Annotated in this window: 27 protein-coding genes and 1 pseudogene; 19 read left to right on the top strand and 9 right to left on the bottom strand. The window is 53.4% G+C overall.

Annotated elements, in window-relative coordinates:
- The first annotated feature begins 47 nt into the window (after positions 1-47).
- The 6 genes from BJP35_RS10175 to BJP35_RS10150 all read left to right on the top strand — a co-directional run bounded on the left by BJP35_RS10175 (position 48) and on the right by BJP35_RS10150 (position 5,622).
- Positions 48-1,103, top strand: coding sequence for a catalase family peroxidase (locus BJP35_RS10175; protein ID WP_086463132.1), 1,056 nt, complete (start codon positions 48-50; stop codon positions 1,101-1,103).
- On the top strand, positions 1,100-1,645 hold the full coding sequence (locus BJP35_RS10170; protein WP_014169034.1) for a cytochrome b: 546 nt from the start codon (positions 1,100-1,102) through the stop codon (positions 1,643-1,645). Before BJP35_RS10175 ends, BJP35_RS10170 begins: the two co-directional genes overlap by 4 nt.
- A gap of 75 nt (positions 1,646-1,720) precedes the next feature.
- A complete protein-coding gene (locus tag BJP35_RS10165; protein ID WP_044857230.1) occupies positions 1,721-2,308 on the top strand; it encodes a TetR/AcrR family transcriptional regulator in 588 nt (195 codons plus the stop codon).
- 409 nt (positions 2,309-2,717) lie between these two features.
- Complete coding sequence (locus tag BJP35_RS10160; RefSeq protein WP_020885054.1) at positions 2,718-3,212, top strand: molybdopterin-dependent oxidoreductase; 495 nt, start codon at positions 2,718-2,720, stop codon at positions 3,210-3,212.
- A 16-nt stretch (positions 3,213-3,228) separates the two neighbouring features.
- Positions 3,229-5,172, top strand: coding sequence for a bifunctional diguanylate cyclase/phosphodiesterase (locus BJP35_RS10155; protein ID WP_032681463.1), 1,944 nt, complete (start codon positions 3,229-3,231; stop codon positions 5,170-5,172).
- A 63-nt stretch (positions 5,173-5,235) separates the two neighbouring features.
- On the top strand, positions 5,236-5,622 hold the full coding sequence (locus BJP35_RS10150; RefSeq protein WP_040016881.1) for a hypothetical protein: 387 nt from the start codon (positions 5,236-5,238) through the stop codon (positions 5,620-5,622).
- 108 nt (positions 5,623-5,730) lie between these two features.
- On the opposite strand, the gene BJP35_RS10145 is transcribed toward BJP35_RS10150, so the two are convergent.
- Positions 5,731-6,207, bottom strand: a complete 477-nt coding sequence (locus BJP35_RS10145) for a GNAT family N-acetyltransferase (protein WP_014169039.1) — start codon at positions 6,205-6,207, stop codon at positions 5,731-5,733.
- A gap of 92 nt (positions 6,208-6,299) precedes the next feature.
- Here BJP35_RS10145 and BJP35_RS10140 point away from each other — a divergent pair, with 92 nt between their 5' ends.
- Both BJP35_RS10140 and BJP35_RS10135 read left to right on the top strand, forming a co-directional pair.
- Positions 6,300-7,259: a LysR family transcriptional regulator gene (locus BJP35_RS10140; protein WP_020885050.1), complete on the top strand. Its 960-nt coding sequence runs from the start codon at positions 6,300-6,302 to the stop codon at positions 7,257-7,259.
- A gap of 15 nt (positions 7,260-7,274) precedes the next feature.
- Positions 7,275-7,631: a DUF4440 domain-containing protein gene (locus tag BJP35_RS10135; RefSeq protein ID WP_044859766.1), complete on the top strand. Its 357-nt coding sequence runs from the start codon at positions 7,275-7,277 to the stop codon at positions 7,629-7,631.
- Between the two features lie 229 nt (positions 7,632-7,860).
- Here the strand turns inward: BJP35_RS10135 and BJP35_RS10130 are convergent, their stop codons facing one another.
- Positions 7,861-8,271 (bottom strand): ASCH domain-containing protein, encoded by a 411-nt coding sequence (locus tag BJP35_RS10130; RefSeq protein ID WP_025204715.1) that lies wholly within the window; start codon positions 8,269-8,271, stop codon positions 7,861-7,863.
- A gap of 179 nt (positions 8,272-8,450) precedes the next feature.
- On the bottom strand, positions 8,451-8,849 hold the full coding sequence (locus BJP35_RS10125; RefSeq protein ID WP_047956205.1) for a MerR family transcriptional regulator: 399 nt from the start codon (positions 8,847-8,849) through the stop codon (positions 8,451-8,453).
- An 80-nt stretch (positions 8,850-8,929) separates the two neighbouring features.
- Between BJP35_RS10125 and BJP35_RS10120 the strand changes: the two genes are divergently transcribed.
- Entirely contained in the window at positions 8,930-9,406 is a 477-nt protein-coding gene (locus tag BJP35_RS10120; protein ID WP_179193655.1) for a DUF2938 domain-containing protein, read from the top strand.
- Positions 9,407-9,699: 293 nt separating this feature from the next.
- The gene (locus BJP35_RS10115) at positions 9,700-10,074 is read left to right on the top strand and encodes a cell envelope integrity TolA C-terminal domain-containing protein (protein ID WP_032681460.1); all 375 of its coding nucleotides are present in this window, start codon (positions 9,700-9,702) and stop codon (positions 10,072-10,074) included.
- 89 nt (positions 10,075-10,163) lie between these two features.
- Here the strand turns inward: BJP35_RS10115 and BJP35_RS10110 are convergent, their stop codons facing one another.
- Positions 10,164-10,544, bottom strand: coding sequence for an antibiotic biosynthesis monooxygenase (locus tag BJP35_RS10110; RefSeq protein ID WP_063156290.1), 381 nt, complete (start codon positions 10,542-10,544; stop codon positions 10,164-10,166).
- A 53-nt stretch (positions 10,545-10,597) separates the two neighbouring features.
- Complete coding sequence (locus tag BJP35_RS10105) at positions 10,598-11,491, bottom strand: NAD(P)/FAD-dependent oxidoreductase (RefSeq protein ID WP_044867057.1); 894 nt, start codon at positions 11,489-11,491, stop codon at positions 10,598-10,600.
- A 122-nt stretch (positions 11,492-11,613) separates the two neighbouring features.
- Between BJP35_RS10105 and BJP35_RS10100 the strand changes: the two genes are divergently transcribed.
- The 4 genes and pseudogenes from BJP35_RS10100 to BJP35_RS10090 all read left to right on the top strand — a co-directional run bounded on the left by BJP35_RS10100 (position 11,614) and on the right by BJP35_RS10090 (position 14,242).
- Positions 11,614-12,273 carry a TetR/AcrR family transcriptional regulator gene (locus BJP35_RS10100; RefSeq protein ID WP_202815572.1) on the top strand — a complete coding sequence of 220 codons (660 nt, stop codon included), beginning with the start codon at positions 11,614-11,616 and terminating at the stop codon, positions 12,271-12,273.
- 218 nt (positions 12,274-12,491) lie between these two features.
- A complete protein-coding gene (locus BJP35_RS10095; protein WP_047955208.1) occupies positions 12,492-13,061 on the top strand; it encodes a dihydrofolate reductase family protein in 570 nt (189 codons plus the stop codon).
- A 50-nt stretch (positions 13,062-13,111) separates the two neighbouring features.
- Positions 13,112-13,229, top strand: a pseudogene (locus BJP35_RS24205) (IS3 family transposase); the annotation flags it as partial.
- Positions 13,230-13,453: 224 nt separating this feature from the next.
- Entirely contained in the window at positions 13,454-14,242 is a 789-nt protein-coding gene (locus BJP35_RS10090) for a phosphotransferase family protein (protein WP_063156288.1), read from the top strand.
- An 86-nt stretch (positions 14,243-14,328) separates the two neighbouring features.
- Here BJP35_RS10090 and BJP35_RS10085 read toward each other — a convergent pair whose 3' ends face one another.
- Both BJP35_RS10085 and BJP35_RS10080 read right to left on the bottom strand, forming a co-directional pair.
- Entirely contained in the window at positions 14,329-14,784 is a 456-nt protein-coding gene (locus tag BJP35_RS10085; RefSeq protein WP_025204709.1) for a hypothetical protein, read from the bottom strand.
- A gap of 346 nt (positions 14,785-15,130) precedes the next feature.
- Positions 15,131-16,012, bottom strand: coding sequence for a LysR family transcriptional regulator (locus BJP35_RS10080; RefSeq protein WP_020885043.1), 882 nt, complete (start codon positions 16,010-16,012; stop codon positions 15,131-15,133).
- A gap of 105 nt (positions 16,013-16,117) precedes the next feature.
- On the opposite strand from BJP35_RS10080, the gene budA reads away from it, so the two are divergent.
- The 5 genes from budA to BJP35_RS10055 all read left to right on the top strand — a co-directional run bounded on the left by budA (position 16,118) and on the right by BJP35_RS10055 (position 20,848).
- Positions 16,118-16,897, top strand: coding sequence for an acetolactate decarboxylase (gene budA / locus BJP35_RS10075; protein ID WP_025204708.1), 780 nt, complete (start codon positions 16,118-16,120; stop codon positions 16,895-16,897).
- A gap of 13 nt (positions 16,898-16,910) precedes the next feature.
- Positions 16,911-18,590, top strand: coding sequence for an acetolactate synthase AlsS (gene alsS, locus BJP35_RS10070; protein ID WP_020885041.1), 1,680 nt, complete (start codon positions 16,911-16,913; stop codon positions 18,588-18,590).
- 20 nt (positions 18,591-18,610) lie between these two features.
- A complete protein-coding gene (locus BJP35_RS10065; RefSeq protein ID WP_020885040.1) occupies positions 18,611-19,381 on the top strand; it encodes a (S)-acetoin forming diacetyl reductase in 771 nt (256 codons plus the stop codon).
- A gap of 131 nt (positions 19,382-19,512) precedes the next feature.
- Positions 19,513-19,986 carry a cold-shock protein gene (locus tag BJP35_RS10060; protein ID WP_014169053.1) on the top strand — a complete coding sequence of 158 codons (474 nt, stop codon included), beginning with the start codon at positions 19,513-19,515 and terminating at the stop codon, positions 19,984-19,986.
- Between the two features lie 163 nt (positions 19,987-20,149).
- Positions 20,150-20,848, top strand: coding sequence for a GNAT family N-acetyltransferase (locus BJP35_RS10055; RefSeq protein WP_014169054.1), 699 nt, complete (start codon positions 20,150-20,152; stop codon positions 20,846-20,848).
- A gap of 46 nt (positions 20,849-20,894) precedes the next feature.
- Here BJP35_RS10055 and betA read toward each other — a convergent pair whose 3' ends face one another.
- Both betA and betB read right to left on the bottom strand, forming a co-directional pair.
- Positions 20,895-22,559 (bottom strand): choline dehydrogenase, encoded by a 1,665-nt coding sequence (gene betA, locus BJP35_RS10050; RefSeq protein WP_020885039.1) that lies wholly within the window; start codon positions 22,557-22,559, stop codon positions 20,895-20,897.
- A gap of 13 nt (positions 22,560-22,572) precedes the next feature.
- Complete coding sequence (betB, locus tag BJP35_RS10045; protein ID WP_086463058.1) at positions 22,573-24,045, bottom strand: betaine-aldehyde dehydrogenase; 1,473 nt, start codon at positions 24,043-24,045, stop codon at positions 22,573-22,575.
- Positions 24,046-24,050: the final 5 nt, after the last annotated feature.

Here is a 24,050-nt window from a genome sequence, read left to right as displayed (position 1 = left end):
ATACGTTCTCGCGTATTTGATTGTGTATTCACTGTGTGAGCAAAAATATGACGAACACTTCACTTTCCACCGGCCAAAAAATAGTCCGCCTGTGCCTGGTCGCGATTATTCCCCTTGTCTTGATAGCGCTGTTTCTCTGGTCAGGCGGCTGGCTGACGTCGAATCGTCTGACGTCTGACAAACTGGTTTCGGTATTGCAGAAATCGGGTGGGGAACATCCCGGTTTTCGCCGCAATCACGCGAAGGGCGTGTGCGTGGTGGGGGATTTTATCTCTAACGGCCAGGTCAGTTCGTTATCGCGAGCAGCGCTATTTGCCCCTGGCGAAACGCCAGTTACGGGCCGTTTCGCCATCGCAGGGGGTAACCCAAAAGCGCCGGATTATGCCGTTCCCGTGCGCAGCATGGCGCTGCAATTCAGGCAGAGCAACGGCGAGCAATGGCGAACAGGCATGAACGCGATGCCACGCTTTCCGGTCTCTACCGTTGAAGACTTCTATGCGCTGCAAAACCTGACTCTGCCCGATCCGGCAACCGGTAAACCCAACCCCGATAAGCTTAAGGCGTTTGTGATCGTGCATCCTCAGATGCAACCCTACCTCGCCTGGGCAAAGCAGTATGTACCTTCATCCAGTTGGGCAAGCGATCGCTTTAATAGCCTGAATGCATTTCGCTTTATTGATAAAACGGGTAAAGAGCATCTGGTCCGCTGGAGTATGGTGCCGCATATTGGCTCTCAGCCGATGAGCGAGGCGGATAAAAATGATAAAGATTTTCTGCAACACGATCTTGAAGAGCGCCTGAAGCAAGGGCCGCTGAAATGGGATCTGATGATTACCGTCGCTAAACCGGGCGATCCGGGCAACGATGCAAGCCAGGTCTGGCCTGAAGATCGGCAAACCATCAATGCCGGCATGCTCGTGCTGACGCGTGCAACACCGCAGCAAAACGGTCCGTGCAATGACATCAACTACGATCCGCTGATTTTGCCCGATGGCATTGCCCCTTCGGACGATCCTTTACTCAATGCGCGCTCGGCGGCCTATGCCAAATCCTACAATGCGCGTACCCGTGAACAGTCCCGACAGTCAGGAGCTGGCTTATGAAACAGGTTGCTTATTTCCATCCGGCGTTGCGCATTCTGCACTGGTTCATGGCGGCGGCTATCGTGGCAATGTTGTTTATCGGCATCGCGATGGTTTCAACCATTTCGTCGAAACATGCCCTGCTGGTGGCGATCCACAAACCGCTGGGGCTGATGATTCTGGTTCTGGTGGTGGTCAGGCTATGGCTGAGGTTTTATACCTCCGTCCCTTCGCTACCGGCTTCCATACCGGCCTGGCAGCGCCTGATAGCGCATCTCTCACACTGGGCGTTATACCTCATGATGTTCCTTCAGCCCCTGATTGGCTGGGCAATGCAGTCAGCGGCGGGGTACCCCATCACCCTCGGGGGCGGGGTTGTTTTGCCACCCATTGTTCCGGTGAATAACGACTGGTTTGCCATTCTGCGGCCTCTGCACTCTTTGGTTGCGTTGATGCTATTTGCTACCGTGATGCTGCATTTGGCGGCCGCGCTTTTTCATGCGTTAGTGCTGCGAGATGGCGTCTTTGACAGTATGGCGGGGACCGGCAGACGGCGGCAGTAAAGGCGGCCTGTCGGTAGGTTTTCGCTCTGCTCTCTGATATCTTATTGATCTGTATACTGACAATGGGTTACGGCTATGTCCACCGAACGTTCACAGAAAGCAAACGACATTATATTTTTCACCCGACAATTGCTTACCACCGGTGGCTACCGAAGCTTCAGTTTTGCCGACCTTTCTGAAAAGGTGAATATTCGCAAGGCGAGTATTCACCACCATTTTTCAAGCAAGGCGGAGCTGGTAAGGGTCGTCGTGAGCGAGTATCGCCAGGAGGCCCGCGCCGGAATGCAGGCATTAAGCCGTCAGCTAAATAATCCGGTTGCCGAACTTCAGGCCTATGCCGATTATTGGGCCAAATGCATCCAGGACGGTTCCGCGCCATTTTGTATCTGCGCGATGCTTGCCGCCGAACTGCCGACGTTGCCGCCCGAAGTCGCTTCGGAAGTGACGGGACATTTCGCCGATCTCTCTGGCTGGCTGACGGAGTTGCTTCAGAGAGGAGAAAGGGAAAAATGCTTTACTGTCCGGTCAACCCACGCCAGCGAGGCGGGGCAGTTAATGGCAACGGTACATGGTGCTATGTTAGCCGCACGCGCGTTTAACGACGCGAAAGTATTTCAGCAAATCGTCCAGCCGGTGATCGACAATATTCTTGTGTCGGATTGATCGCTCGATAGCACGACATTGCTCTTTTAACCTGCTTATAAGGGCGCAATGTGCACCTCTCCTGAGGGTATTCCGTACCAATAATTGACCACTCCGCACAAATTCTGACCGTTTAAGACGCAACGGGGGATTAGAAACGACAATTTTTTCAAATTCCGCCTTCGTCCAATTTTAATAACCTGCTCTGTCTCATATTATCATGGTGTAAAAGGGAGACAGGGACACGTCTGAAGGCTAATCTTTGTTAATGACGATACGGCAAGCAACAACGTCGGGATGGCTGTCATGGACCGTTAAACGAGAGTATAACGGGACCGTTTCGTCCTGGAGTCTTATCTGGTTGGCTGGTAACAATTTGTGTCAGAATAGACGACAAGACATACCTATTTCCTTAATGGAGTCATCGCGCATGAGAATGGCAATCACCCTACTTTTCTTGATTATTTCGACCTGTTCCTGGGGGAAGGAACTCCCTAAGCTTGAAGGGAAACCCGTGTTAACCATCTCCGGGAAAATCGAGAACAGTAATCAAAATGGCGCTGCAGTCTTTGATATCGCTGGCCTGGAAAAAATCGGCCTCGTTACCATGCGTACCCGTAACCCATGGTATAATGACCAGACAAGCTTTGAGGGTATTCCCATGAAAAAACTCATGGAACTGGTCGGCGCCAAAGGCACTGTTCTGAGTGTAACCGCGCTCAATGATTATACGACCGAAATTCCCATTGAAGACTTCACAAAATATAACGTGATCCTTGCAATAAAAATGAACGGCCAATATATGCGCGTTCGCGACAAGGGCCCTCTGTTTATTGTCTATCCTTATGAAAGTAACAAAGAGTTGGATAACCAGGTCTATTACTCGAGATCAGCATGGCAGATTAGCAAAATGGTCGTAGAGTAATAATCTGGAGAAATGCATGAACAGGATCCTGGTAGGCATTATATTTTTCCTATTCATTACAACCGGGTATATTTCATTTCTTTTGCATGAGCGGCAGGAGGATCTGCAAAAACTCAACCATTATAAGGACTCCTGGTCTGTCTCTCAGATGGTTTCAGAATACTACAGGCTGGAGTCGTGGATCAGCCGTTATTCTGACAATAATCCTGATATCACCATGGACGATCTCCGCATGCGGCTGGAGATCATGCTTAGCCAGCGCGAGTTACTGAAAGAAGGCGATTTAGGGAAATATGTAAAGTCGAATAAAAACCATAATGCACTGGCAAAAAACCTGCATGAAACGCTTGATTACCTTGATCATCATCTGGAAGGGATGAGTCGCGCTCAACTTGCTGATTATCTTGAGAAAATGTATGCGCTTGATTCCGCCCTTAGCCAGTTTTCATCCAGTGCACTCTCCAATGATGTTAACTCCATCAACGAGACAAACCAGAATATACAAAACCTGTATCGTATCTATTCAGGCCTTTCGGTTCTGCTGATTATTTTAAGTGCGATATTGGGTGTTTTAAACGTCTGCCAGAACAGGAAGATACTTAAAACTCACCGACAGGTTACCAGCCTGGCAAATGAACTTCAGAAATCGAAGGAAATACTCCAGCAACAGAATAAAAAACTGGCGTATGACGTTTACCATGACTCGTTGACGGGGCTTAAAAACAGGCTTTATTTCTGGGATGATCTTATTAATAACATCTCGATAGCGAGCCGCATACACAGGCCAGTCACGGTCATGTTGTTTGATCTCGATCGCTTTAAAGAAGTCAATGACAGCTTTGGTCACGATGCCGGCGATCTGTTATTGCGTGAGGTTGCGCACCGGTTATCCTCCATGAGCAACGAAACAAATACATTCTATCGCCTCGGGGGCGACGAGTTTGCATTATTGTCTCATGAGCTGACGGAAGAAAGTGCCGTTAATCTGGCCATGGAAATCTGTGAGTGCATTAAAAAGCCTTACATAATAGGTAACTCTAACGTCACCATTGGTACCTGCGTCGGTATTGTTGTTTCAGAGTTAGAACGACGTTCAGATTACCTTTATAAGTTTGCCGATCTGGCTCTGTATGAAGCTAAACGTGCAGGCTTAAACATGATCAAAGTGTTTCGCCGCATTATGCTGCAAAAGCTCGAGGAAAGCAGAACCCTGGAGCGTGATTTATCAGTGGCAGTCGCAAATAAAGAGTTGGTCGTTTACTATCAGCCGATTGTTGATTCGTACACCACTGAAATATATGGCTATGAAGCCCTTCTGCGCTGGAATCATCCCGTTAAGGGCATCATTGCGCCGGATGATTTTATTTCGGTAGCAGAGAAAACGGGATTCATCCATGAGATAGGCAAAGCCGCGCTTGAAATCGCCTGCAAGGAAGCGACGACATGGAAGGTGCCGGCAAGGATCTCTGTCAACGTGTCTCCGGTGCAGTTAAGCAGTATGAATTTTGTCGATACAGTACGCGCAGTGCTGGCCGAAACGGGGTTGCCCGCGACCCGACTCGAACTGGAAGTGACGGAATCTTCGCTGTTTACCGACAGTGAAACCCCCATCGAAATCCTTATGGCGCTCAGAGTGCTGGGCATAAAAATCTCTATTGATGATTTTGGTACGGGCTATTCCTCCCTTTCAAGATTGATTCAGTTAGGCTTTGATAAAATAAAAATCGATAAATCTTTTGTGCGAACAATATCCACGGATGAAGAAACTCAGACCATCGCAAAATTAATGGTCGGCATGGCGAAATGCCTTGATATGATAATTATTGCTGAAGGCGTTGAAACCAATGATCAACTGTTGTGCCTTCAACGTTTAGGGTGTGATTTGGCACAAGGATATCTCTTTGGAAAGCCCGCGCCCTTTATCAGTCAATCAATCAAAGCGGGTGAAACACTTGTTTAATCCTGCGGCGACGCTCCCTGGTCAACACGTGTGCCTGGCGCCTGGAAGAGAAGAGAGGGCGATATGCAGGCGCAACGGCTGATGGGGGAGGGGTATGAACCGTACGTTGAGCAACAGGGTGACAGACTGACCTACTCTTTGCCGGTCGATTCCGGATTTGTCAGTTTTAACTTCACGTTTGATCTTCGCCAGACCGATCTGGATGTCCTGCTGTCGAGCGATTACAGGCGAGCCGTCCTCGAGATCACGGCCCACACCTTGCTCCAGCATTCGACACTGAAGGGGAATGACCGTTTCACTCAGAAAGACTTCGACAATCTGGTCGCAGTCACACTCCACGCATCGCTGGCGCTTTTGCACATATTCATTTCGCGCGTGAGCCGTGAGCACAATATTGCCATTGACCATTATGTCGAAGAAATACTCCACCGACGAACGCGCCGCGGCTGAACAGGCCCGAAGCCTGATCAATGTATTCCTGATACTCCCCTCAACGCGAACATGATTGCCCCTCAACAGAAGCAGCCTGCATCTGCAATTTGCTGCAACACGGTCGCGTTATTCGGCAAAGTTCAACAGCGCGTTACCCTCCAGGCGATACCGTACCCATTCGTTTTGAGGTAATGCGCCAATGCTGAGGTAAAAATCAATTGCGGGCTGGTTCCAGTCCAGTACGCTCCATTCAAGGCGTCCGCAGCGCCGTTCCACGGCATATTGCGCAATTTTCTTCAGCATCGCTTTTCCCGCGCCCTTGCCGCGATAATCGGGGGAAATATACAAATCTTCCATATAAATACCGTTACGTCCAAGCCATGTGGAGTAGCTGGTGAAGAACACGGCGTACCCGGCGATTTTCCCTTCAATCTCGCAGATTAATGCTTCGGTATGGCTGCCGTCGCCAAAGAGTGTTTCGCGAATCTCATCCGGTGTGGTGACCACTTCTTGCGGGGCTTTTTCGTAAACCGCCAGCTCATAAATCATATCGTAAATAGCGGAGGCATCTTCCGGGCGGGCCTGGCGAAGGCTGATACTCATATGTTTTCCTGTCTTTTTTGCAAGGCATCGTTATTGATGGCGTTAAGCATAGGGGGTATTGTCGGAAGAATTAAGTGCAATGAAATCACCCCATGATGAATATTATGCATCCAGCGCTACGACGTCTTGATTTAAACCTGCTGCTCATTTTTGACGCCATTTATCGGCACTGTTCCGTTCGCCTCGCCGCGGATGAACTGGCGATGAGCACCTCTGCGTTGAGCCACGCGCTGTCCCGACTGCGTATTGCGCTCAATGACCCGCTATTTTACCGGGAAGGCCACCGGATGTGCCCAAGCGTGTATGCTACCCAGCTCGCGCCGTCTATTGCATCAGCACTGAAATTTCTCAATCAGGAGCTGACTGTACAACCGGCGTTCGTGGCTTGCGAAAGCACGGAGCGGATCCAGATTGCGATTACGGACTTTACCGCGTTGTGCATTTTCCCGACGTTGATGCAGAGACTGCAGCAGGAAGCGCCTGGCTTGCGCTTTGATTTACGTTATTTGCCACACAGCCCGGCGCTGAACGAACTGTTGGCAGGAGAAGTGGATCTGGCGCTGGGATTCAGTACACCCGACGATATCCGTCACAATGAACTGGACGAGATAAACTGGTTTGAGGATGAGTATGTTGTCATCAGCAATACCCGCCGAACACAGCTGACGCTGGAAGATTATCTTGCCGCACGGCATCTGGTGATAACCCCCTGGAACGAAAAGCAGGGGGTACTGGATTTACGGCTTGAGCAGTTGGGGTATACGCGGCAGATAGCGCTTAAGACGCCATCCATGCTGAGTGCCCCGTTTATCGTTGCGGAAAGTGACCTGCTAATGGCCATTCCCCGTTTTGCTGCTGAGAAGCTGAAACATGCTGCCAGTATTCAGATTTTTTCATTGCCGTTCACCATAAGCCCGTTTGAAGTAAAGATTTACTCGCATAAACGCAGTGGCCAGAGAGGGGCAACCAAATGGCTGAAGACGACACTTCACATGCTGGCGGACGAGTTGCCGCAAAACATTTATGGCCATGAAACTGACAGTCGAATTTGAATGAGGGTAAATGCCATGCTTCTGGAACAGTTGAAAACGCTGGAGCGCACGCTTCATGGCAGCAGGCGCAACGATCGTGAATGGCTTGAACAGATACTTCACGACCAGTTCAGGGAAATGACACGATCAGGTGTGTTGATCGATCGTTCGCAGACAATAGAGGCACTTTCTGCCGAAACAGTTATCCCGACCATTCTCAGCAGCGACTTTCAGCTCATCCAAATAAGAGAGGATGTCGCGATATTGCACTACAGGACATTCAATGCAGACGGCACTCGCCCGACTTTGCGTTCTTCGTGTTGGGAGCGGGCCGGGAGCGGGCAATGGAAACGGGTATTCCATCAGGGGACACCTGAAGCGGAGAGCGGATAAGGTTCCAGGAGCGCACCGCAGAAAACGATTTCTGGATCTCAAGTGGGGTGAGTTAAGCCAGCCGACGGAGTGACCTGAAATGCCAGCATTACTCCACGCTTATTGTAAGCTTGTGGGGTCGCCTATCGCTCTTAGCAAACCTTGCGGCTCTTATGTCGGTCCGCTTTGTGCCAGAAGCGGGAGTTGTTATAAAGGGCAGGGGATTGAACGCAAGATCGTTTAGCTCATCTTACAGTAGTTCAACCACTTCAAATTCTTCTGTAATTAGCTCCATTTCTTCAGAGAAATACCCTTCGCGGGTGAAAAACCGCTGATGTTCCTTCTGCCAGTATTCAAGGCTTAAATCGCCTTCACCTTCTTTGCGGGCAAACTCCTCAGTAACATCACAAAAACGAACCAGTCGCATTGAAACCAGCCTGATTACGCAGACCGGGATGCTCTGGCCATCAAGGATAATGTTATAGCTCCCAATTTTCGGCGCAGGCTCTTCCTGCTGATAAGAGGCAAAAGATCCGCAAGAGGCTGTTTTGATCCCTTTTTTAATCAGATCCGCAAGCTCACTGGCCAGTTCCGGGCTGTCACCCATTTGCCAGGCATTTGCACCTGGATACTTCACTTTCAATTCCTCAACAGCAGCCATGAATAGCCCTTCTTAATTGTCTATGAAAAATGTCACACGGGGGTGAGCATGAACTGTCCAGATATTAACAGCGATGCTTTCCACTGGTAATGTCGTCCACTTTTTGCTGCTGGAGACTTCACAACTCTTTTGTTAATCCGCCTGATATCATGAGGCGTGCCCGATTCGTTAATCGTCATTTATATGACGAGCCGAAGTCCTTTTGAGACAATTTTTTTGAACTCCTCGCATTCGGAATGCACGCTTTTCGAACAGCAAGCAACATGCTTCAGTCCCTGGCTTAACAACTGGAGCCGGCGGATGGTACTGTCGATCTCCTTTGCTCGTTGAAGAAGCAGAACATTGTTGAGTATGAGTTTGTTGTCTTCACTGAACATGTCGGCAATCTCATCAAGACAAAAACCTGCTGCCTGTCCCAGAGCGATTAATTGCAATTTATTGACCACAATCTCGTTGTACTGCCTCCTAAGGCCATTACGACCAATAGGTTTAATAAGCCCTTTCTTTTCGTAATATCGCAACGCCGATGGTGTAACTCCCGTAAGGTTGGCGACTTCTCTGATATCCAGTTCTTTCATTGTTGACTTAAACCGCACTTTAAGTTGCACACTGATTATCAGCTTATCATTTCACTGATAAAAGGAAGTGGACTTTGGATATTATTTTCAAAACGATCATCACGGGAATTGGCGCAACGCTGGTTATGGATTTGTGGTCACTTTTTCAGAAGTACATTCTGAAAATACCACCATTGAATTATGCTTTGGTTGGGCGCTGGGTTTTACTCCTCCCTAAGGGGAAATTCAGTCATCACACCATTCTTTCATCGCCGCAGATACATGGAGAGATGCTTACTGGCTGGATATTCCATTACCTTACCGGTATATTTTTTGCGTTTATCCCGTTTTCACTTGACGGAAAGTTCTGGCTCCAAGAACCCTCGCTGTTAATTGGCGTGTTGACAGGCTTAATAACGTTAACTGCCCCGTTTTTGATGCTGCAACCCGCGTTTGGCTTTGGTATCGCGGCCTCACGTACACCTCATCCATGGCTTTCGCGTCTGTTAAGCCTGCTTACACACATTGCATTTGGTATTGGCTTATATGGCGTTGCCGCTGTTTTGGCGTCATTCTAAGAGCATCATCAAGTCGTTCAGGCGTGAGACTGCTAGTGCTTATTGCCGGAACTACCCTCTGCCGAATTTCGCAATAATCGGCATTTTGAGAGCGCTTAAGAGGCGGGCATTGAAAAACTCCATGAGGTTATCAAAAGGGAGCCAGTAACTGCTTAATAACGACCTCGTCATCGCCAGAATGGGCAGTTGAAAATGTACTTGTGATGGCGGAATAATCTATCAATGTACATAACGAATTTAATGGAGTGAGGGTGCAGGGAGTGAGAGCGAATGAAATGGTAAGGAAATTTTTTATGCTGGCATTTGTTGCCAGTCTGGCAACGGGATGCACGCCATTAAAACCTTCCGGATGCCATAAAACCACTGCAAGGGCTAATTGCGGTTCTGGCTACTGGGACGATCAGGATGAATGGGGCGCGCAAGCGCGGGCGATCAGAGCAGCGATAAATGCAAAACTGGCTGACCCACAAAACTGGAAAGGGAAGAAGTGTCGATTACACATAGAGTTTGCTCAGAATGGTAAGGCTTTAAACATATCAACTAGCGACGGTAATAAAGCATATTGCGAAGCGGTAAAATCAGCAGCCCAGAAAGCCACCTTTCCAGCTTTTACTAATCAGGAAGTGTACCGCGATTTTCAAAAATCTCGCTTTGATTTGCGCGGTTAGTCATATCATGAACATCAGTAGGTCCGCTTTTCGCTCGTAGCGGACCTTACGGCTCAGTTAGGGGGGCGCGCTTTACTATATTTCCGGAGTCAAGCTGTGCAGAAGCCGGGGACGGCGACCTTCTGGAACAGATGAGGGCTGGCTACGACGGATGAAGGATATGCTGGAAGTTTCGCGAGGAACTCGGGATCAGTGAAGGCCGCGCGAACCGCCTCGGTGGATTCCCACACTACATAGTTCAGGTACGTCGGACTATCGCCGATCGCCCGATGTAATTGCATAGAAATGAAGCCCGGTTGCTTCGTTATGACCTCGGCAGCTGCCTTGAAAGCGTCCAGGAAGCCTACTTCGTCGGCGGGATCCAAGACCGCGAAGAGATTGATTAGCACGAGAGGTGCGACCGCGACGCCTAGTTGGCGGTCAAACGGAAATTTCTCGTCCAGAGGTTTAAATGGTTTTATCGCGGCCATGGCGGCACTCCTGTCTACAGTAAATTGAACTGGATGAACGATGCTGCCTGCGCTCAACTGAGCATCGACTGCTGAGCGAAGATACCCGCCATCGTGCCTTGCCATGCTGCCGTAGTGACCGAGGGGATACCGGGGTTGGCAAGGTCACCGGCGGCGTAGATGCCAGGTATGCTGGTTTCGCGGCGCTCGTCGGTCTTGAGGGCGATGCCGGTTGGCGTATTGACCGTGGCGAGGCCCAGTGCATCATGAAGGCTTGCGGACGGCCTGGTCCGCGGATGCGCGAACAGAATATCGACTGAAACATCGGGGCCGGATTCGATCCTGATGGTGGCACTATGGCTTCCGTGAGGTTCGATTTCAGTGATCCTGCCATCAATGAGAGGTACCTGGCGGGTGGCCAGATCGGCCCGTATGTCGAGACTGATGTCGTGACCGTTGCCAAAGACAGTCAATCTGTTTGTCCAGTCGTGGAAGAGCCTGACCTGATTGTGCGACTGTACGCCAGACCAGATGAGGCCCCAGTGCTGGTCGGCGACTTCAAAGCCGTCGCAATAGGGGCATGGTATGATGGATGTCCCCCAGCTTTCGGCAAAGCCGGGAATATCAGGCATCTGGTCAGCGACGCCATAGCTCAGAATTAAGCGGCGCGCCCGCAGGCTTTCGTTATCGTCCGTGACGACGCAGAAATCGTCGATGGTGCCAGATACGCTTTCGGCGCGAGCGTTGACGAGCTTGATCGTTGGGTAGCGTGCCAGTTGCTGCCGCGCCTCGGCCAGGATGTCCTGTGGCGGCTTGTGATCGTGGCCGAGCACACCATGTGAACGGGCAGCAAAGCGATTACGTTGCCGGCCAGTGTCGAGGACCGTAACCTTGCGACGGGCACGGCCAAGCTGCAGGGCGGCGGCAAGACCGGCAAAGCTGCCTCCGATGATGATGACGTCATTCATGGTGATGAGTTCCGTGTTGAGGATGTAAGGAGATGTGCTAGCTCTGGCGCACCTTGCAAATTTATGAAACTGCATGGTATCGTAATTAAATAATTACGATACTGTCAAGGACTGTATTTATAGTGACCAATAAAAACAACCCGACCCGGCGGGGCCGGCCTGTCAACGAGGCGCTTGGCCAGACAATCGTCGAGGCCGCCTCCGAGCTATTCGTAGAATTGGGATTTCAGGCGACGACCCTGGACAAAGTCGCCCAGCGAGCGAAGATATCCAAACTCAGCATCTATCGGCACTTCGAGAACAAGGAGGCACTCTTCAGTGCGGCCATTGTGGCCGGTTGTCATCAGTTGTTTGCACCACAGTCCCTTCTTGAAGGCGTTGACGGTTCGGTTGAAGATCAACTGATGGCGGTGGGATCATTACTGCTGCGCACGTTGTTGAGGCCCGACGTGAGTAGCGTCGAAGCCATGGTCATGGCTGACAAGACGAATCAAAAGTCGTTAAGCAAGCTCCATTATGAAGCTGGCCCCGCTCATGTCATCGCCCAAATCGAAGCTCTTTTACGGCAATTGCACCAGAAAGCGCTTCTGAACGTTCCCGATCCTCTTCAATCCGCTCGCTTGTTTGCCGCGCTTTTCAAAGGCTCTGACCTTCTGATTATCGCGCGCTTCGATGAGGCCAGAGCAGAGGACGACAACGAAATCGAATTATATTGTCGGTCGGCCGTCGCCATGTTTATCGCCGCGCACGGTGGCACCCAGGATGCGATATCGCAGCTGTGAACTTGCCCTATATTCCCGCTCCGTCCTGGTCGCAACGTAAAGCCCAGACGTGATGCAACTGGAATGTCCGCTAGCGGACATTCACCTAAGGTAACTAGCTCGCTGCGTGCCTGGAGCAGATGTTGCTAACATTGTGATGTGACTTTATCGCAGCATATCAATATCGCTAACATTGCTAAACTCAATGAGATATATGCAACCTGAATACGGAGCACGTGATGGTCACCACACATGTTTTCATCGCGGTCAGTCTTGATGGTTATATCGCTCGACAGGATGGTGATATCGACTGGCTGTTGAAGCGCGATGACCCGACAGAAGATCATGGCTATGCCGCATTCATCGCGGACAAAGAATGGATCATTATGGGGCGAGGCAGCTATGAGAAGGTGCTGACTTTTGACGAATGGCCTTATGATCGACCCGTGCTGGTGCTTTCCCGGCAGCTAACCGGTACCCCCGTGCCCGAGGCGCTAAAGGGTAAAGTGCAGTTTTCATGCGGCACGCCAAGGGAGGCTCTTACTGAGCTAATGGAGAAGAACGTGCACCGGGCCTATATCGATGGTGGGCAGTTAATACAGTCGTTCCTTCGCGAAGGTCTGGTCGCCGATATCGTTATCACTACTGTTCCTGTCCTGCTCGGTTCGGGAAAGCCGCTGTTCGGAGTGCTGCCCCATGATATCGATTTGACGCTATTATCCAGCCGTAGCTTCCCTTCGGGTCTGGTACAGTCACACTATCGGCTGACGTCATATGCTGAATCTAAGCAGAGTGATGACCTCCGCTAACGCGAGAAAATGCCCTATCTGCCAGCGGTACTGTTTTACTTCTACGGCCTTACTTCAGTTCGCTCAAAAAGCAATGAATCAGAAAAACGGGTCTACAAACTCCGGGATCTGGCTCGCGCCGATATCTTCGATGACATTGACATGTTCATCAGTCGGAGACGGCGGTAAAGCCATATTGGGGCGTCAGTAGAGGCCTTTGAACACTCTCCGTCGTGGGGGCTGAATTTGTCTACCATTGTACTGGCTGTCTGTACAAGAGCCAGCTTCCGCTCTTCGCTCTAAGCGGACCTTCCCACAACCTGCAACACTGCCCGTAAAACGCAATGCCCCTGATCCCTCCGCATCACACTACACTTATCCCTTAAAGCCAAACCTGACACAGGGAGTCATGTATGTCTGCGGAGAATTTATCCCAAATGGGTGCGGCAAAAGTGCAGCGTTTGGTGGATCAATATGGTCAGCAAGTCATAGATAAATGCCCTGTTAGCCCTGTGGAATACGCTTTCTACGAGCATGCGGCGGAAGAGCTCAACAGCAGGGGAATCAAAACGCCGACGCTGTTGTCTGCCGATCCACATCCACGCCGGTTAAGGCTGGAATATATCCCTGGAAAAGTGTCTCAGGATGAGGTGTCGGGGGATGACATATTGAAATGCCTTTCTCATCTTCATTGCACTCCACCAGATCCAACCTGGGTGTATCACCCTCATTCCTGGCCCGAGAAAGCGCTTGAAAAATCACTGGCGCTTTTGAGATTACCGGACCGCGCGGCCCACCAGATGCGCTGTTTTCAGCAAGCGGGCAGCGTTTTGTTTCGGCAGAAATGTTTAATCTCAGGGGATACCAATGCCGGTAACTGGGGGAGGAGAGAAAACGGAGAGTGGGTTCTCTTTGACTGGGAAAGGTTTGGCACGGGCAGTCCGGCTATCGACCTCGCCCCGCTGGTAAAGGGGATGGGCTCCAGGCAAAGCATTTTACAGCTTGCGGAGCGTTACAGCGTGCATTATCCGCATATGCCTGCCCGACAGCTAGCGACGGAAATAACCCTTGCTAAAGCATGGATTGTGTCAGAGGTGATGTCCCTGCTCTATGACCGGAACAAAACAGATTTTGAGCTGTACCTGAACTGGTACAGAGAAACGCTTCCCGGCTGGCTGGACGAGGCTATCTCAGTACTTTAACCCTTCGTCTGCATGGGTTTTTTATATTATTAAGGCCGAAATTCTGGCTCACAGACCAGCTGGATTTCGGCCCTTAAGCTCTGGCCTTAGTGCGCCGTGATATACGGCTCCTTGACGAACTCCGCCAGCAGCCAGACCATATCATGTAGCAGACCGGTCAGCTCTTTTGCCACGTTTGCAGGCAATGTTCCGCCCATTACCGCCTGCGTTAACGCCAGCGCATAGTCCACCTGGAGCGACGTATCCTGCCAGCAGTCCGGAACGCAGGAGACAATCTTCTCTCCTGCAATCAGCTGTTCGACCAGATAAGGCGGGAGGGCAGAATCACAACGCGCGCGAAGGCGTTTAAGGACTGCCAGCAAACGCGTGCACAGTGTTGCATGAGTGACCGCATCGTCGGTTTCTACCAGCACGCTTACATACGCGGTGCAGGCATCGGCCAGTTCGAAGAGATCTGCAGATTCAGGCAGTTGTAGATGAATCAGATGGTGTATAGCGCTTTCTTCAGAGAGCGCGTAAGACAGGGAAGGGACAGTTGTCATGTGATTTTCCATTTTAAAAAAACTCCAGACCATCCAATAAGTTCCTACGCTCATGGGTGGTAGCGCTGACGGAGGTAGGAATACCGCACACGACAAAAACGGCCAACCTTTCGGTTGCTCCGCCAGCGCGACCGTAGTGTAACGGGATGAGCGCTGCCGCGACAAAATAATTGTCGTATCGTGATATGCGGGTTCCTACGCCCGGTTGCGGATGTGCCGCAACGCAGGCACTTTACGGCCGGGAGGAGAGTAAGAAAAGCAGTAACCCTGAATTACACAGGGTTACTTGCAGGTTTGCGAGGCGGCTTCCAGAAAGGCCTTAGCGGGCGCAAGCAACGCCGCGCCATTACCCTTCACTCAGCATCGCCAGAAACCGTTTCACCGTCCGCGAACGTTCAAAACGCCGCCAGCACAGCGCGATATCGGTATAAAGCTCCGGTGATGTCAGCGCATGGTAGGTCACATTGGGGGGCGAAATGGCGGCCATCGACTTCGGCACCAGGGCGAACCCGCCGCCAGCGGACACCATGCTCAGGGAAGAGGAAAGTTGCGAAGACTGCAGCGTGTGCTGCACGTCAATTCCGGCCCGCTCGCAGCAGCCGTAAACGCGATCGTACAGCCCTGGCGCGACCTCCTGCGGGAACAAAACGACCGGCGTATCACGAAGCTGGTCCAGCGCCAGCGATCCACACTTCGCCAGTGGATGGTCGCGATGCAGCGCCACAACCATCGGCTCACGGTCGAGAATTTTTAGCTCAAACGCTTTGCTGCTCTCACACGGCAGACGCACAAACGCGATATCCAGCTCACCCTCCGCCAGCATCGCCGTCAGCGAAGACATATTGGCTTCTACCTGGTGCACTCTCACCGCCATGTTCTGCAGCTGATACTGGCGAATAAGGGTGAAGATTTTGGGGTGAAAGGCGTCTGAACTGGTGATCCCAATCGACAGACTGCCGTTCAGCCCGCGGGCAATGCCCCGGGCTTTCTCCAGCGCGGCGTCGCTCAGCGCCAGGATCTTACAGGCGTCCTCATAGAAGGCTTCTCCCGCTTCAGTCAGCTCCACGCCTCGCGTCAGGCGTCTGAATAACGGCGTGCCCACTTCTTCCTCGAGCCGTTTAATCTGCTGACTCAGAGGAGGCTGTGAAATACCCAGCGCTTTGGCCGCTTTGGTGAAGTGTCGCTCACGTGCAACGGCGACAAAATACCGCAGATAACGAAGTTCCATATCAAAAACGTCTCAAACCAGCATGGATTCTATATTGGAACTCTATGCTGAATCGGGTCAACATTTATTTAACCTTTCTAAATAAAGTTGAAGAGGACGAGCATGATGGTGCATTCATCTGCATGCGACTGTGAGGCCAGTTTGTGCGAGACCCTGCGTGGGTTTTCTGCCCAGCATCCTGACAGCGTGATCTATCAGACATCGCTAATGAGCGCCCTGTTAAGCGGCGTGTACGAGGGGGATACCACTATCGCCGATCTGCTTGCGCACGGCGATTTTGGTCTGGGTACGTTCAACGAGCTGGATGGCGAAATGATTGCCTTCAGCAGCCAGGTGTATCAGCTGCGCGCCGACGGGAGTGCCCGTGCCGCGAAGCCGGAGCAAAAAACACCGTTTGCGGTGATGACCTGGTTCCAGCCGCAGTATCGCAAAACCTTCGATGCGCCGGTCAGCCGTCAGCAGATCCATGACGTGATCGACCAGCAAATCCCCTCCGATAACCTGTTCTGTGCGTTACGCATCGACGGTAATTTCCGCCACGCCCACACCCGTACCGTTCCGCGTCAAAAGCCGCCATACCGTGCGATGACCGACGTGCTGGACGACCAGCCGGTGTTCCGCTTTAACCAGCGAGAAGGGGTACTGGTCGGGTTCCGCACGCCGCAGCATATGCAGGGCATTAACGTCGCGGGATATCACGAACATTTTATCACCGACGATCGTCAGGGCGGCGGGCACCTGCTCGACTACCAGCTGGAGAGCGGCGTGCTGACCTTCGGTGAAATTCACAAACTGATGATCGACCTGCCTGCCGACAGCGCATTTTTACAGGCCAACCTTCACCCCAGCAACCTTGATGCTGCAATCCGTTCCGTCGAAAACTAACAGGAGAACCACCGTGAACAGTGATAAACAGGCACGTCAGTGGGCGCATGGCGCCGATATGGTCGTAGGCCAGCTGGAAGCGCAGGGCGTGAAGCAGGTTTTCGGTATTCCGGGTGCAAAAATCGACAAAGTGTTTGATTCCTTGCTCGATTCCTCCATCGAAATCATTCCCGTGCGCCACGAAGCGAACGCGGCGTTTATGGCCGCAGCGGTAGGGCGCCTCACCGGCAAGGCCGGTGTTGCGCTGGTCACCTCCGGACCGGGCTGCTCAAACCTGATCACCGGGATTGCCACCGCCAACAGTGAGGGTGACCCGGTGGTCGCGCTGGGCGGTGCCGTGAAGCGGGCAGATAAAGCGAAGCTGGTGCATCAGAGCATGGACACGGTCGCCATGTTCAGCCCGGTGACGAAATACGCCGTAGAGGTGAGTTCACCGGATGCGATTGCCGAAGTGGTCTCGAACGCGTTTCGCGCTGCCGAGCACGGCAGGCCTGGGGGCGCGTTCGTCAGCCTGCCGCAGGATATTGTCGACCAGCCCGCCACGGGCGCGATTTTGCCGGGCAGCAGTACTGCCAAAATGGGGCCAGCACCGGAATCCGCCATTAACGACGTGGCGAAGCTTATCGAAAAAGCCAAAAATCCGGTCATTTTACTGGGCCTGATGGCCAGCCAGCCTGCCAACAGCGCCGCGCTGCGTAAGCTGCTGGAGAAAAGCCGCATCCCGGTCACCAGTACCTATCAGGCGGCCGGGGCGGTGAATCAGGAACATTTCACCCGCTTTGCCGGACGTGTCGGCCTCTTTAACAACCAGGCAGGCGACAGATTGCTGCATCTGGCGGATCTGATTATCTGCATCGGTTACAGCCCGGTGGAATACGAACCGTCCATGTGGAACAGCGGCGACGCCACGCTGGTGCATATCGATGTGCTGCCTGCCTATGAAGAACGCAATTATGTGCCTGACCTCGAGCTGGTGGGGGACATCGCCGAAACGCTGAACCTGCTCGCGAGCCGGATCGCCCACAAGCTGGAGCTCAGCGCGCGCGCGTCAGAAATCCTGGTCGATCGTCAGCATCAACGGGATCTGCTCGATCGCCGAGGCGCCTCGCTCAATCAGTTTGCCCTGCATCCGCTGCGCATCGTGCGCGCCATGCAGGACATCGTCAATAACGACGTTACGCTTACCGTTGATATGGGGAGCTTCCACATCTGGATCGCCCGCTATCTCTATAGCTTCCGCGCACGTCAGGTCATGATCTCTAACGGTCAGCAGACCATGGGCGTTGCACTGCCGTGGGCGATTGGTGCGTGGCTGGTCAATCCTGGCCGCAAGGTGGTCTCGGTGTCCGGTGACGGCGGCTTCCTGCAGTCGAGCATGGAGCTGGAAACCGCCGTGCGTCTTAACGCCAATGTGCTGCACATCATCTGGGTGGACAACGCCTACAACATGGTGGCGATCCAGGAAGAGAAAAAATACCAGCGCCTTTCCGGCGTAGAGTTCGGCCCGGTCGATTTCAAAGTCTATGCCGATGCCTTTGGGGCGAAAGGCTTTGCCGTCGAGAGCGCGGATGCGCTGGAGCCTACGCTGCGTGCTGCAATGGATGTCGATGGCCCGGCCGTGGTCGCCATTCCCGTCGACTATAGCGATAACCCGCTGCTGATGGGCCAGCTCCATCTCAGCCAGATTTTGTGAATCAATATAAGGACAGAGAAATGCAAAAAGTTGCTCTCGTAACAGGCTCAGGCCAGGGGATTGGTAAAGCGATTGCGCTTCGCCTGGTGAAAGACGGTTTTGCCGTCGCCATCGCGGATTACAACGAAGAGACGGCAAAAGCCGTTGCCGATGAGATCACTCGCAATGGGGGGAAGGCCGTCGCCGTGAAGGTGGATGTCTCCAGCCGCGAGCAGGTGTTTGCAGCGGTGGAAAAAGCCCGCACTGCGCTGGGCGGTTTCAACGTGATCGTCAACAATGCCGGGATCGCGCCTTCCACGCCAATTGAGTCGATCACCCCGGAAATTGTCGACAAAGTTTACAACATCAACGTCAAAGGGGTTATCTGGGGTATCCAGGCTGCCATTGACGCCTTCCGTAAAGAAGGGCACGGCGGCAAGATCATCAACGCCTGTTCCCAGGCAGGCCATACCGGGAACCCTGAACTGGCGGTCTACAGTTCCAGTAAGTTTGCGGTACGCGGGTTAACCCAGACGGCGGCACGTGACCTTGCGCCATTAGGGATCACCGTTAACGCTTACTGCCCGGGCATCGTCAAAACGCCGATGTGGGCGGAAATTGACCGCCAGGTCTCCGAAGCGGCGGGTAAACCGCTCGGCTACGGCACTGAAACGTTTGCCAAACGCATTACGCTTGGCAGATTGTCCGAACCCGAAGATGTGGCCGCCTGCGTCTCTTATCTCGCCGGGCCAGATTCCGACTACATGACCGGTCAGTCCCTGTTGATTGACGGTGGTATGGTGTTCAACTAAATACTAATAAGCTCTGACATGAGTTTTCCCCTGCCCCCGTGCAGGGGCTTTTTTTTGTCTCCTCAGCCATTGTGGATTACACTGCGCGCTGCAAAACTTTAGTCTTAGAGATCTGACAGGCGGTAACAGCGATGAACGGTACAATCACAACGTGGTTTAAAGATAAAGGCTTTGGATTTATCAAAGATGAAAACGGTGACAACCGCTATTTTCATGTGATTAAGGTCGCCAACCCTGATCTGATTAAGAAAGACGCAGCGGTGACCTTCGAGCCCACAACCAACAACAAAGGCCTTTCCGCCTATGCGGTGAAGGTGATCCCGGAAAGCAAACACCTCTATATCGCAGGCGAGCGCGTGAAGCTCACCTCGATCAAATCGTTTGTGGTGTTCAGCGAAGAAGAGCCAGCAGATACCGGCATCGATAAAGAGAATGCGGTACTGTCCGTGGGGCTGCTGATGAACAACATCAAACCCAAGTCTGACAAAAAACCGGGTGAAATGCGCACGGTGAAGAAGCTGGCTATCACCACCTTCCAGAATACGACGATGATCTTCACGGAAGATGAGATCGACATCGACGCTACGGTGAAGCTGCTGAAATAATGCTTTGCCGGGTAGGGCGACGTCTTACCCGGCGTACCGCTGTCATCCTGGCGTGCAAACGCCACTCCCTCCCGTTTTCCCCTGCAGGCAATACGCCGCGTCTCTTTTCGTCCGCTTTTTAACCTGCTATAACAAAACCCTTATCCTTCCGGGAGTCAACGCCGTGCCCGAGCTTAATCAACATGGTCAAACTGTTAACGATATCGTCCCCGACTGGAAATGCGCCCGTGCGTTAACCCGCACTCCGCTCGTCGGTCAGTATTGTCGTCTGGAGCCGCTGGATGCCGAACGCCACGCCGCGGATTTGTATGAGGCCTATGCGCTGGGGGACGACAGCGACTGGACGTGGCTTGTCAGCACCCAGCCCGTGAGCGTTGAAGACACCGCAGAATGGGTCCTTGGCAAAGTACTGGATGATGAACTGGTGCCGTACGCCGTCATCGATTTGCGTACCGGGCAAGCGGTGGGGCTGGTGAGCTATATGGCAATAGAGCGCATGCAAGGGTCGGTGGAGATCGGCCACGTCACCTGGTCACGCAAGATGAAAGGCTCCCGCCTCGGCACGGAAACCGTATGGCTGCTGCTCAGGAATGCATTCGAGCATGGCTATCGTCGGCTGGAGTGGAAGTGCGATTCAATGAACACTGCCTCGCGTAATGCGGCGGAAAGGCTGGGGTTTGTCTGGGAAGGCCGGCTGCGTCAGAAGCTGGTGCGCAAAGGGCGCAACCGCGACAGCGACATGCTGTCAATCATTGATGGCGAATGGCCACAGCGGGATGCCGAACTCCGCGCCTGGCTGGCTGAAGCGAATTTTGACGGGGAAGGGCGGCAGCGTAAAAAGCTGGAGGCGTTTCGTCTGTAAAATATGCCCCTCACCCGTTGGGAGAGGGGCTGCTTAGCAAACTGCGTTACAGGCGAACCGGTGCACCGTTGGCGACATAATATGCCGCGGTACTCTTCGCCAGCGGCTCGCGTCCGCGAATGGCATCGGCAATTTTCTCGCCAATCATGATGGTGGTGGCGTTCAGGTTGCCGGTGATGATCTGCGGCATAATGGACGCATCCACCACGCGTAATCCCTCCAGCCCATGAACGCGACCTTCGCCGTCGACCACGGCCATTTCGTCATACCCCATCTTACAGGTGCCGCACGGGTGGAAGGCGGTTTCAGCGTGGTTACGCACAAACTCGTCCAGCTGTTCGTCGGTCTGGCACTCAATGCCCGGGCTGATTTCCCGTCCACGGTATTTATCCAGCGCCGGCTGGTGCATGATCTCACGGGTGATGCGGATCGCATCGCGAAACTCCTGCCAGTCCTGTTCGTGGGACATATAGTTGAACAGGATTGCCGGATGCTGATGCGGATCGCGTGATTTAATCCGTACATGCCCGCGGCTTGGTGAGCGCATGGAGCCAACGTGACACTGGAAACCGTGCTCTTTGACCGCGTTCGACCCGTTGTAGTTAATGGCGACCGGCAGGAAGTGGTATTGAATATTCGGCCATTCAAACTCTTCGCGGCTGCGGATAAACCCGCCCGCTTCAAAGTGGTTGCTCGCTCCCACGCCGGTGCCGCCAAACAGCCATTCCGCGCCAATCTTCGGCTGGTTCCACCACTGCAGGGCAGGGTAGAGAGAGACCGGCTCTTTGCACTCGTACTGCAGGTACATCTCTAAGTGATCCTGCAGGTTTTCACCCACACCCGGGAGGTCATGTACCAACGGGATGTCAAACTGCTTCAGCAGTTCCGCGTTACCCACGCCGGAGCGCTGCAGGATCTGCGGAGAGGCAATCGCCCCGGCGCACAGCAGCACCTCTTTGCTGGCCGTCGCTTTTGACGGAATCGTGCTCTCGCCTTCCAGCCACTCGACGCCTGTCGCGCGTTTGCCGTCAAAAATAATGTGATCGGTCATGGCATGGGTGCGAATGGTCAGGTTCGGGCGTGATTTCGCCTGATCCAGATAGCCGCGTGCGGTACTGGCGCGACGGCCCTGCGGCGTCACGGTTCTGTCCATCGGGCCGAAGCCTTCCTGCTGATAGCCGTTAAGGTCGTCAGTACGCGGGTAGCCCGCCTGCACACCGGCTTCTACCATCGCTTCAAACAGCGGGTTTACGCCGGGTTTAGAGGTGGTCACGCTCACCGGGCCGTCGCCGCCGTGGTAGTCGTTTGGCCCCACGTCACGGGTCTCTGCCTTACGGTAGTAGGGCAGGCAGTTGAGATAGCTCCAGTGTTCCAGACCCGGCTCAGTTGCCCAGTTGTCCAGATCCATCGCGTTACCGCGGATGTAGCACATGCCGTTGATCAGGGATGAGCCGCCAAGCCCTTTGCCGCGACCGCACTCCATACGGCGGTTGTTCATGTGCGGCTCGGGCTCGGTTTCATACGCCCAGTTGTAACGCTTGCCCTGCAAGGGAAACGCCAGCGCGGCAGGCATCTGGGTGCGGAAGTCAAAACGGTAATCCGGGCCGCCCGCTTCGAGCAGCAGAACGGTGGTATTGGGATCTTCCGTCAGTCGTGTTGCCAGTACGTTGCCGGCAGAGCCGGCACCAATAATGATGTAGTCAAATTGCAAAAAAACCTCCCGGTTAAAATATGGACTGGAATTTACCCATCTCAACCTGGATGGACTTCACCTGGGTATAACTCTGGAGCGTCATTACGCCGTTCTCGCGGCCAATGCCGGAGTGTTTGTAGCCACCAACCGGCATCTCTGCCGCGGATTCACCCCAGGTGTTGATCCAGCAGATACCCGCTTCAAGCTGGTGGATCGCGCTGTGCGCGCGGTTCAGGTCGGCAGTCACGATGCCCGCCGCCAGACCGTAATCGGTGTCGTTGGCGCGACGAATCACCTCTTCGTCGGTTTCGTACGTGAGGATGGACATCACCGGCCCGAAGATCTCTTCGCGCACGATGGTCATCTCATCGGTGCAGTCGGTGAACACGGTGGGAGCCACCCACGCGCCGTTGTCAAAGCCGTCGCCTTTCAGCACGTCGCCACCGCACAGCACACGTGCGCCTTCTTCTTTGCCTTTGGCGATATAGCGCAGCACGTTTTCGCGGTGCGGGAAGCTCACCAGTGGGCCAAAGTTGGTGCGTTCATCGAACAGATCGCCCGCGCGAATACGTGCCACGCGCTCAACAATTTTCTGCTCAAACGCGGCTTTGAATTTCGCCGGCACGAACACGCGGGTGCCGTTGGTGCATACCTGGCCGGAGCTGAAGAAGTTGGCCATCATGGCGATGTCCGCCGCGAGATCCAGGTCGGCATCGTCGAAAATAACCAGCGGGGATTTCCCGCCCAGCTCCATCGTTACCTCTTTCAGGGACGAGGCCGCCGAATTGGCCATCACTTTTTTTCCGCTGGCAACGCCGCCGGTGAAGGAGACTTTGGCGATGCCCGGGTGCTCGGTCAGGAACTGGCCGGTTTCTGCGCCCACGCCCGGCAGAACGTTAAACACGCCATCTGGCAGACCCGCTTCGGTGTAGATCTCGGCAAGCTTCAGGGCGGTGAGGGGCGTCACTTCGCTCGGCTTGAAGATCATCGCGTTACCTGCGGCCAGCGCTGGCGCGGATTTCCACAGGGCGATCTGGATCGGGTAGTTCCACGCGCCAATGCCCGCGACCACGCCCAGCGGTTCACGACGGGTATAGACAAATGAGGTATCACGCAGGGGGATCTGGCTGCCTTCCAGCGCCGGGATCAGCCCTGCGTAGTACTCCAGCACGTCCGCGCCGGTGACGATATCAACGGTGCTGGTTTCTGAGTACGCTTTGCCGGTGTCGAGGGTTTCCAGCTTCGCCAGCTCGTCGTTACGCTCACGAAGAATGTCTACCGCACGGCGCAGAATGCGCGAGCGCTCCATGGCGCTCATTGCCGCCCAGATTTTTTGCCCGCGCTGCGCGCTTTCTACGGCGCGATCGACATCCTCGCGCCCGGCGGCCTGAACGATCGCCAGGACTTCACCGTTGGCCGGGTTGATGGTCTCGAAGGTGCGACCGCTGGTGGCCGATGTATAACCACCATTGATATAAAGCTGCTGTTCTGCCATTCGGGACATAAATT

Origin of the sequence: Enterobacter sp. J49 (assembly GCF_002148625.1) — a bacterium.
Lineage (GTDB): Bacteria > Pseudomonadota > Gammaproteobacteria > Enterobacterales > Enterobacteriaceae > Enterobacter > Enterobacter ludwigii.
The sequence above is the reverse complement of the archived record's forward strand: the minus strand, read 5'-3'. Positions and strand labels throughout refer to the sequence as shown.

Excerpts from the sequence above, each read along its gene's own strand:
- BJP35_RS10105 (WP_044867057.1), bottom strand. The coding sequence starts at position 11,491 with ATGAATGACGTCATCATCATCGGAGGCAGCTTTGCCGGTCTTGCCGCC.
- BJP35_RS10065 (WP_020885040.1), top strand. The coding sequence starts at position 18,611 with ATGCAAAAAGTTGCTCTCGTAACAGGCTCAGGCCAGGGGATTGGTAAA.
- BJP35_RS10145 (WP_014169039.1), bottom strand. The coding sequence starts at position 6,207 with ATGAGTATCAGCCTTCGCCAGGCCCGCCCGGAAGATGCCTCCGCTATT.
- BJP35_RS10170 (WP_014169034.1), top strand. The coding sequence starts at position 1,100 with ATGAAACAGGTTGCTTATTTCCATCCGGCGTTGCGCATTCTGCACTGG.
- betB (WP_086463058.1), bottom strand. The coding sequence starts at position 24,045 with ATGTCCCGAATGGCAGAACAGCAGCTTTATATCAATGGTGGTTATACA.
- BJP35_RS10060 (WP_014169053.1), top strand. The coding sequence starts at position 19,513 with ATGAACGGTACAATCACAACGTGGTTTAAAGATAAAGGCTTTGGATTT.
- BJP35_RS10140 (WP_020885050.1), top strand. The coding sequence starts at position 6,300 with ATGATGAATATTATGCATCCAGCGCTACGACGTCTTGATTTAAACCTG.
- BJP35_RS10080 (WP_020885043.1), bottom strand. The coding sequence starts at position 16,012 with ATGGAACTTCGTTATCTGCGGTATTTTGTCGCCGTTGCACGTGAGCGA.
- BJP35_RS10110 (WP_063156290.1), bottom strand. The coding sequence starts at position 10,544 with ATGGCCGCGATAAAACCATTTAAACCTCTGGACGAGAAATTTCCGTTT.
- BJP35_RS10135 (WP_044859766.1), top strand. The coding sequence starts at position 7,275 with ATGCTTCTGGAACAGTTGAAAACGCTGGAGCGCACGCTTCATGGCAGC.
- BJP35_RS10090 (WP_063156288.1), top strand. The coding sequence starts at position 13,454 with ATGTCTGCGGAGAATTTATCCCAAATGGGTGCGGCAAAAGTGCAGCGT.
- BJP35_RS10085 (WP_025204709.1), bottom strand. The coding sequence starts at position 14,784 with ATGACAACTGTCCCTTCCCTGTCTTACGCGCTCTCTGAAGAAAGCGCT.
- BJP35_RS10130 (WP_025204715.1), bottom strand. The coding sequence starts at position 8,271 with ATGGCTGCTGTTGAGGAATTGAAAGTGAAGTATCCAGGTGCAAATGCC.
- BJP35_RS10150 (WP_040016881.1), top strand. The coding sequence starts at position 5,236 with ATGCAGGCGCAACGGCTGATGGGGGAGGGGTATGAACCGTACGTTGAG.
- BJP35_RS10175 (WP_086463132.1), top strand. The coding sequence starts at position 48 with ATGACGAACACTTCACTTTCCACCGGCCAAAAAATAGTCCGCCTGTGC.
- BJP35_RS10095 (WP_047955208.1), top strand. The coding sequence starts at position 12,492 with ATGGTCACCACACATGTTTTCATCGCGGTCAGTCTTGATGGTTATATC.
- budA (WP_025204708.1), top strand. The coding sequence starts at position 16,118 with ATGGTGCATTCATCTGCATGCGACTGTGAGGCCAGTTTGTGCGAGACC.
- BJP35_RS10160 (WP_020885054.1), top strand. The coding sequence starts at position 2,718 with ATGAGAATGGCAATCACCCTACTTTTCTTGATTATTTCGACCTGTTCC.
- BJP35_RS10155 (WP_032681463.1), top strand. The coding sequence starts at position 3,229 with ATGAACAGGATCCTGGTAGGCATTATATTTTTCCTATTCATTACAACC.
- BJP35_RS10125 (WP_047956205.1), bottom strand. The coding sequence starts at position 8,849 with ATGAAAGAACTGGATATCAGAGAAGTCGCCAACCTTACGGGAGTTACA.
- BJP35_RS10115 (WP_032681460.1), top strand. The coding sequence starts at position 9,700 with ATGCTGGCATTTGTTGCCAGTCTGGCAACGGGATGCACGCCATTAAAA.
- BJP35_RS10165 (WP_044857230.1), top strand. The coding sequence starts at position 1,721 with ATGTCCACCGAACGTTCACAGAAAGCAAACGACATTATATTTTTCACC.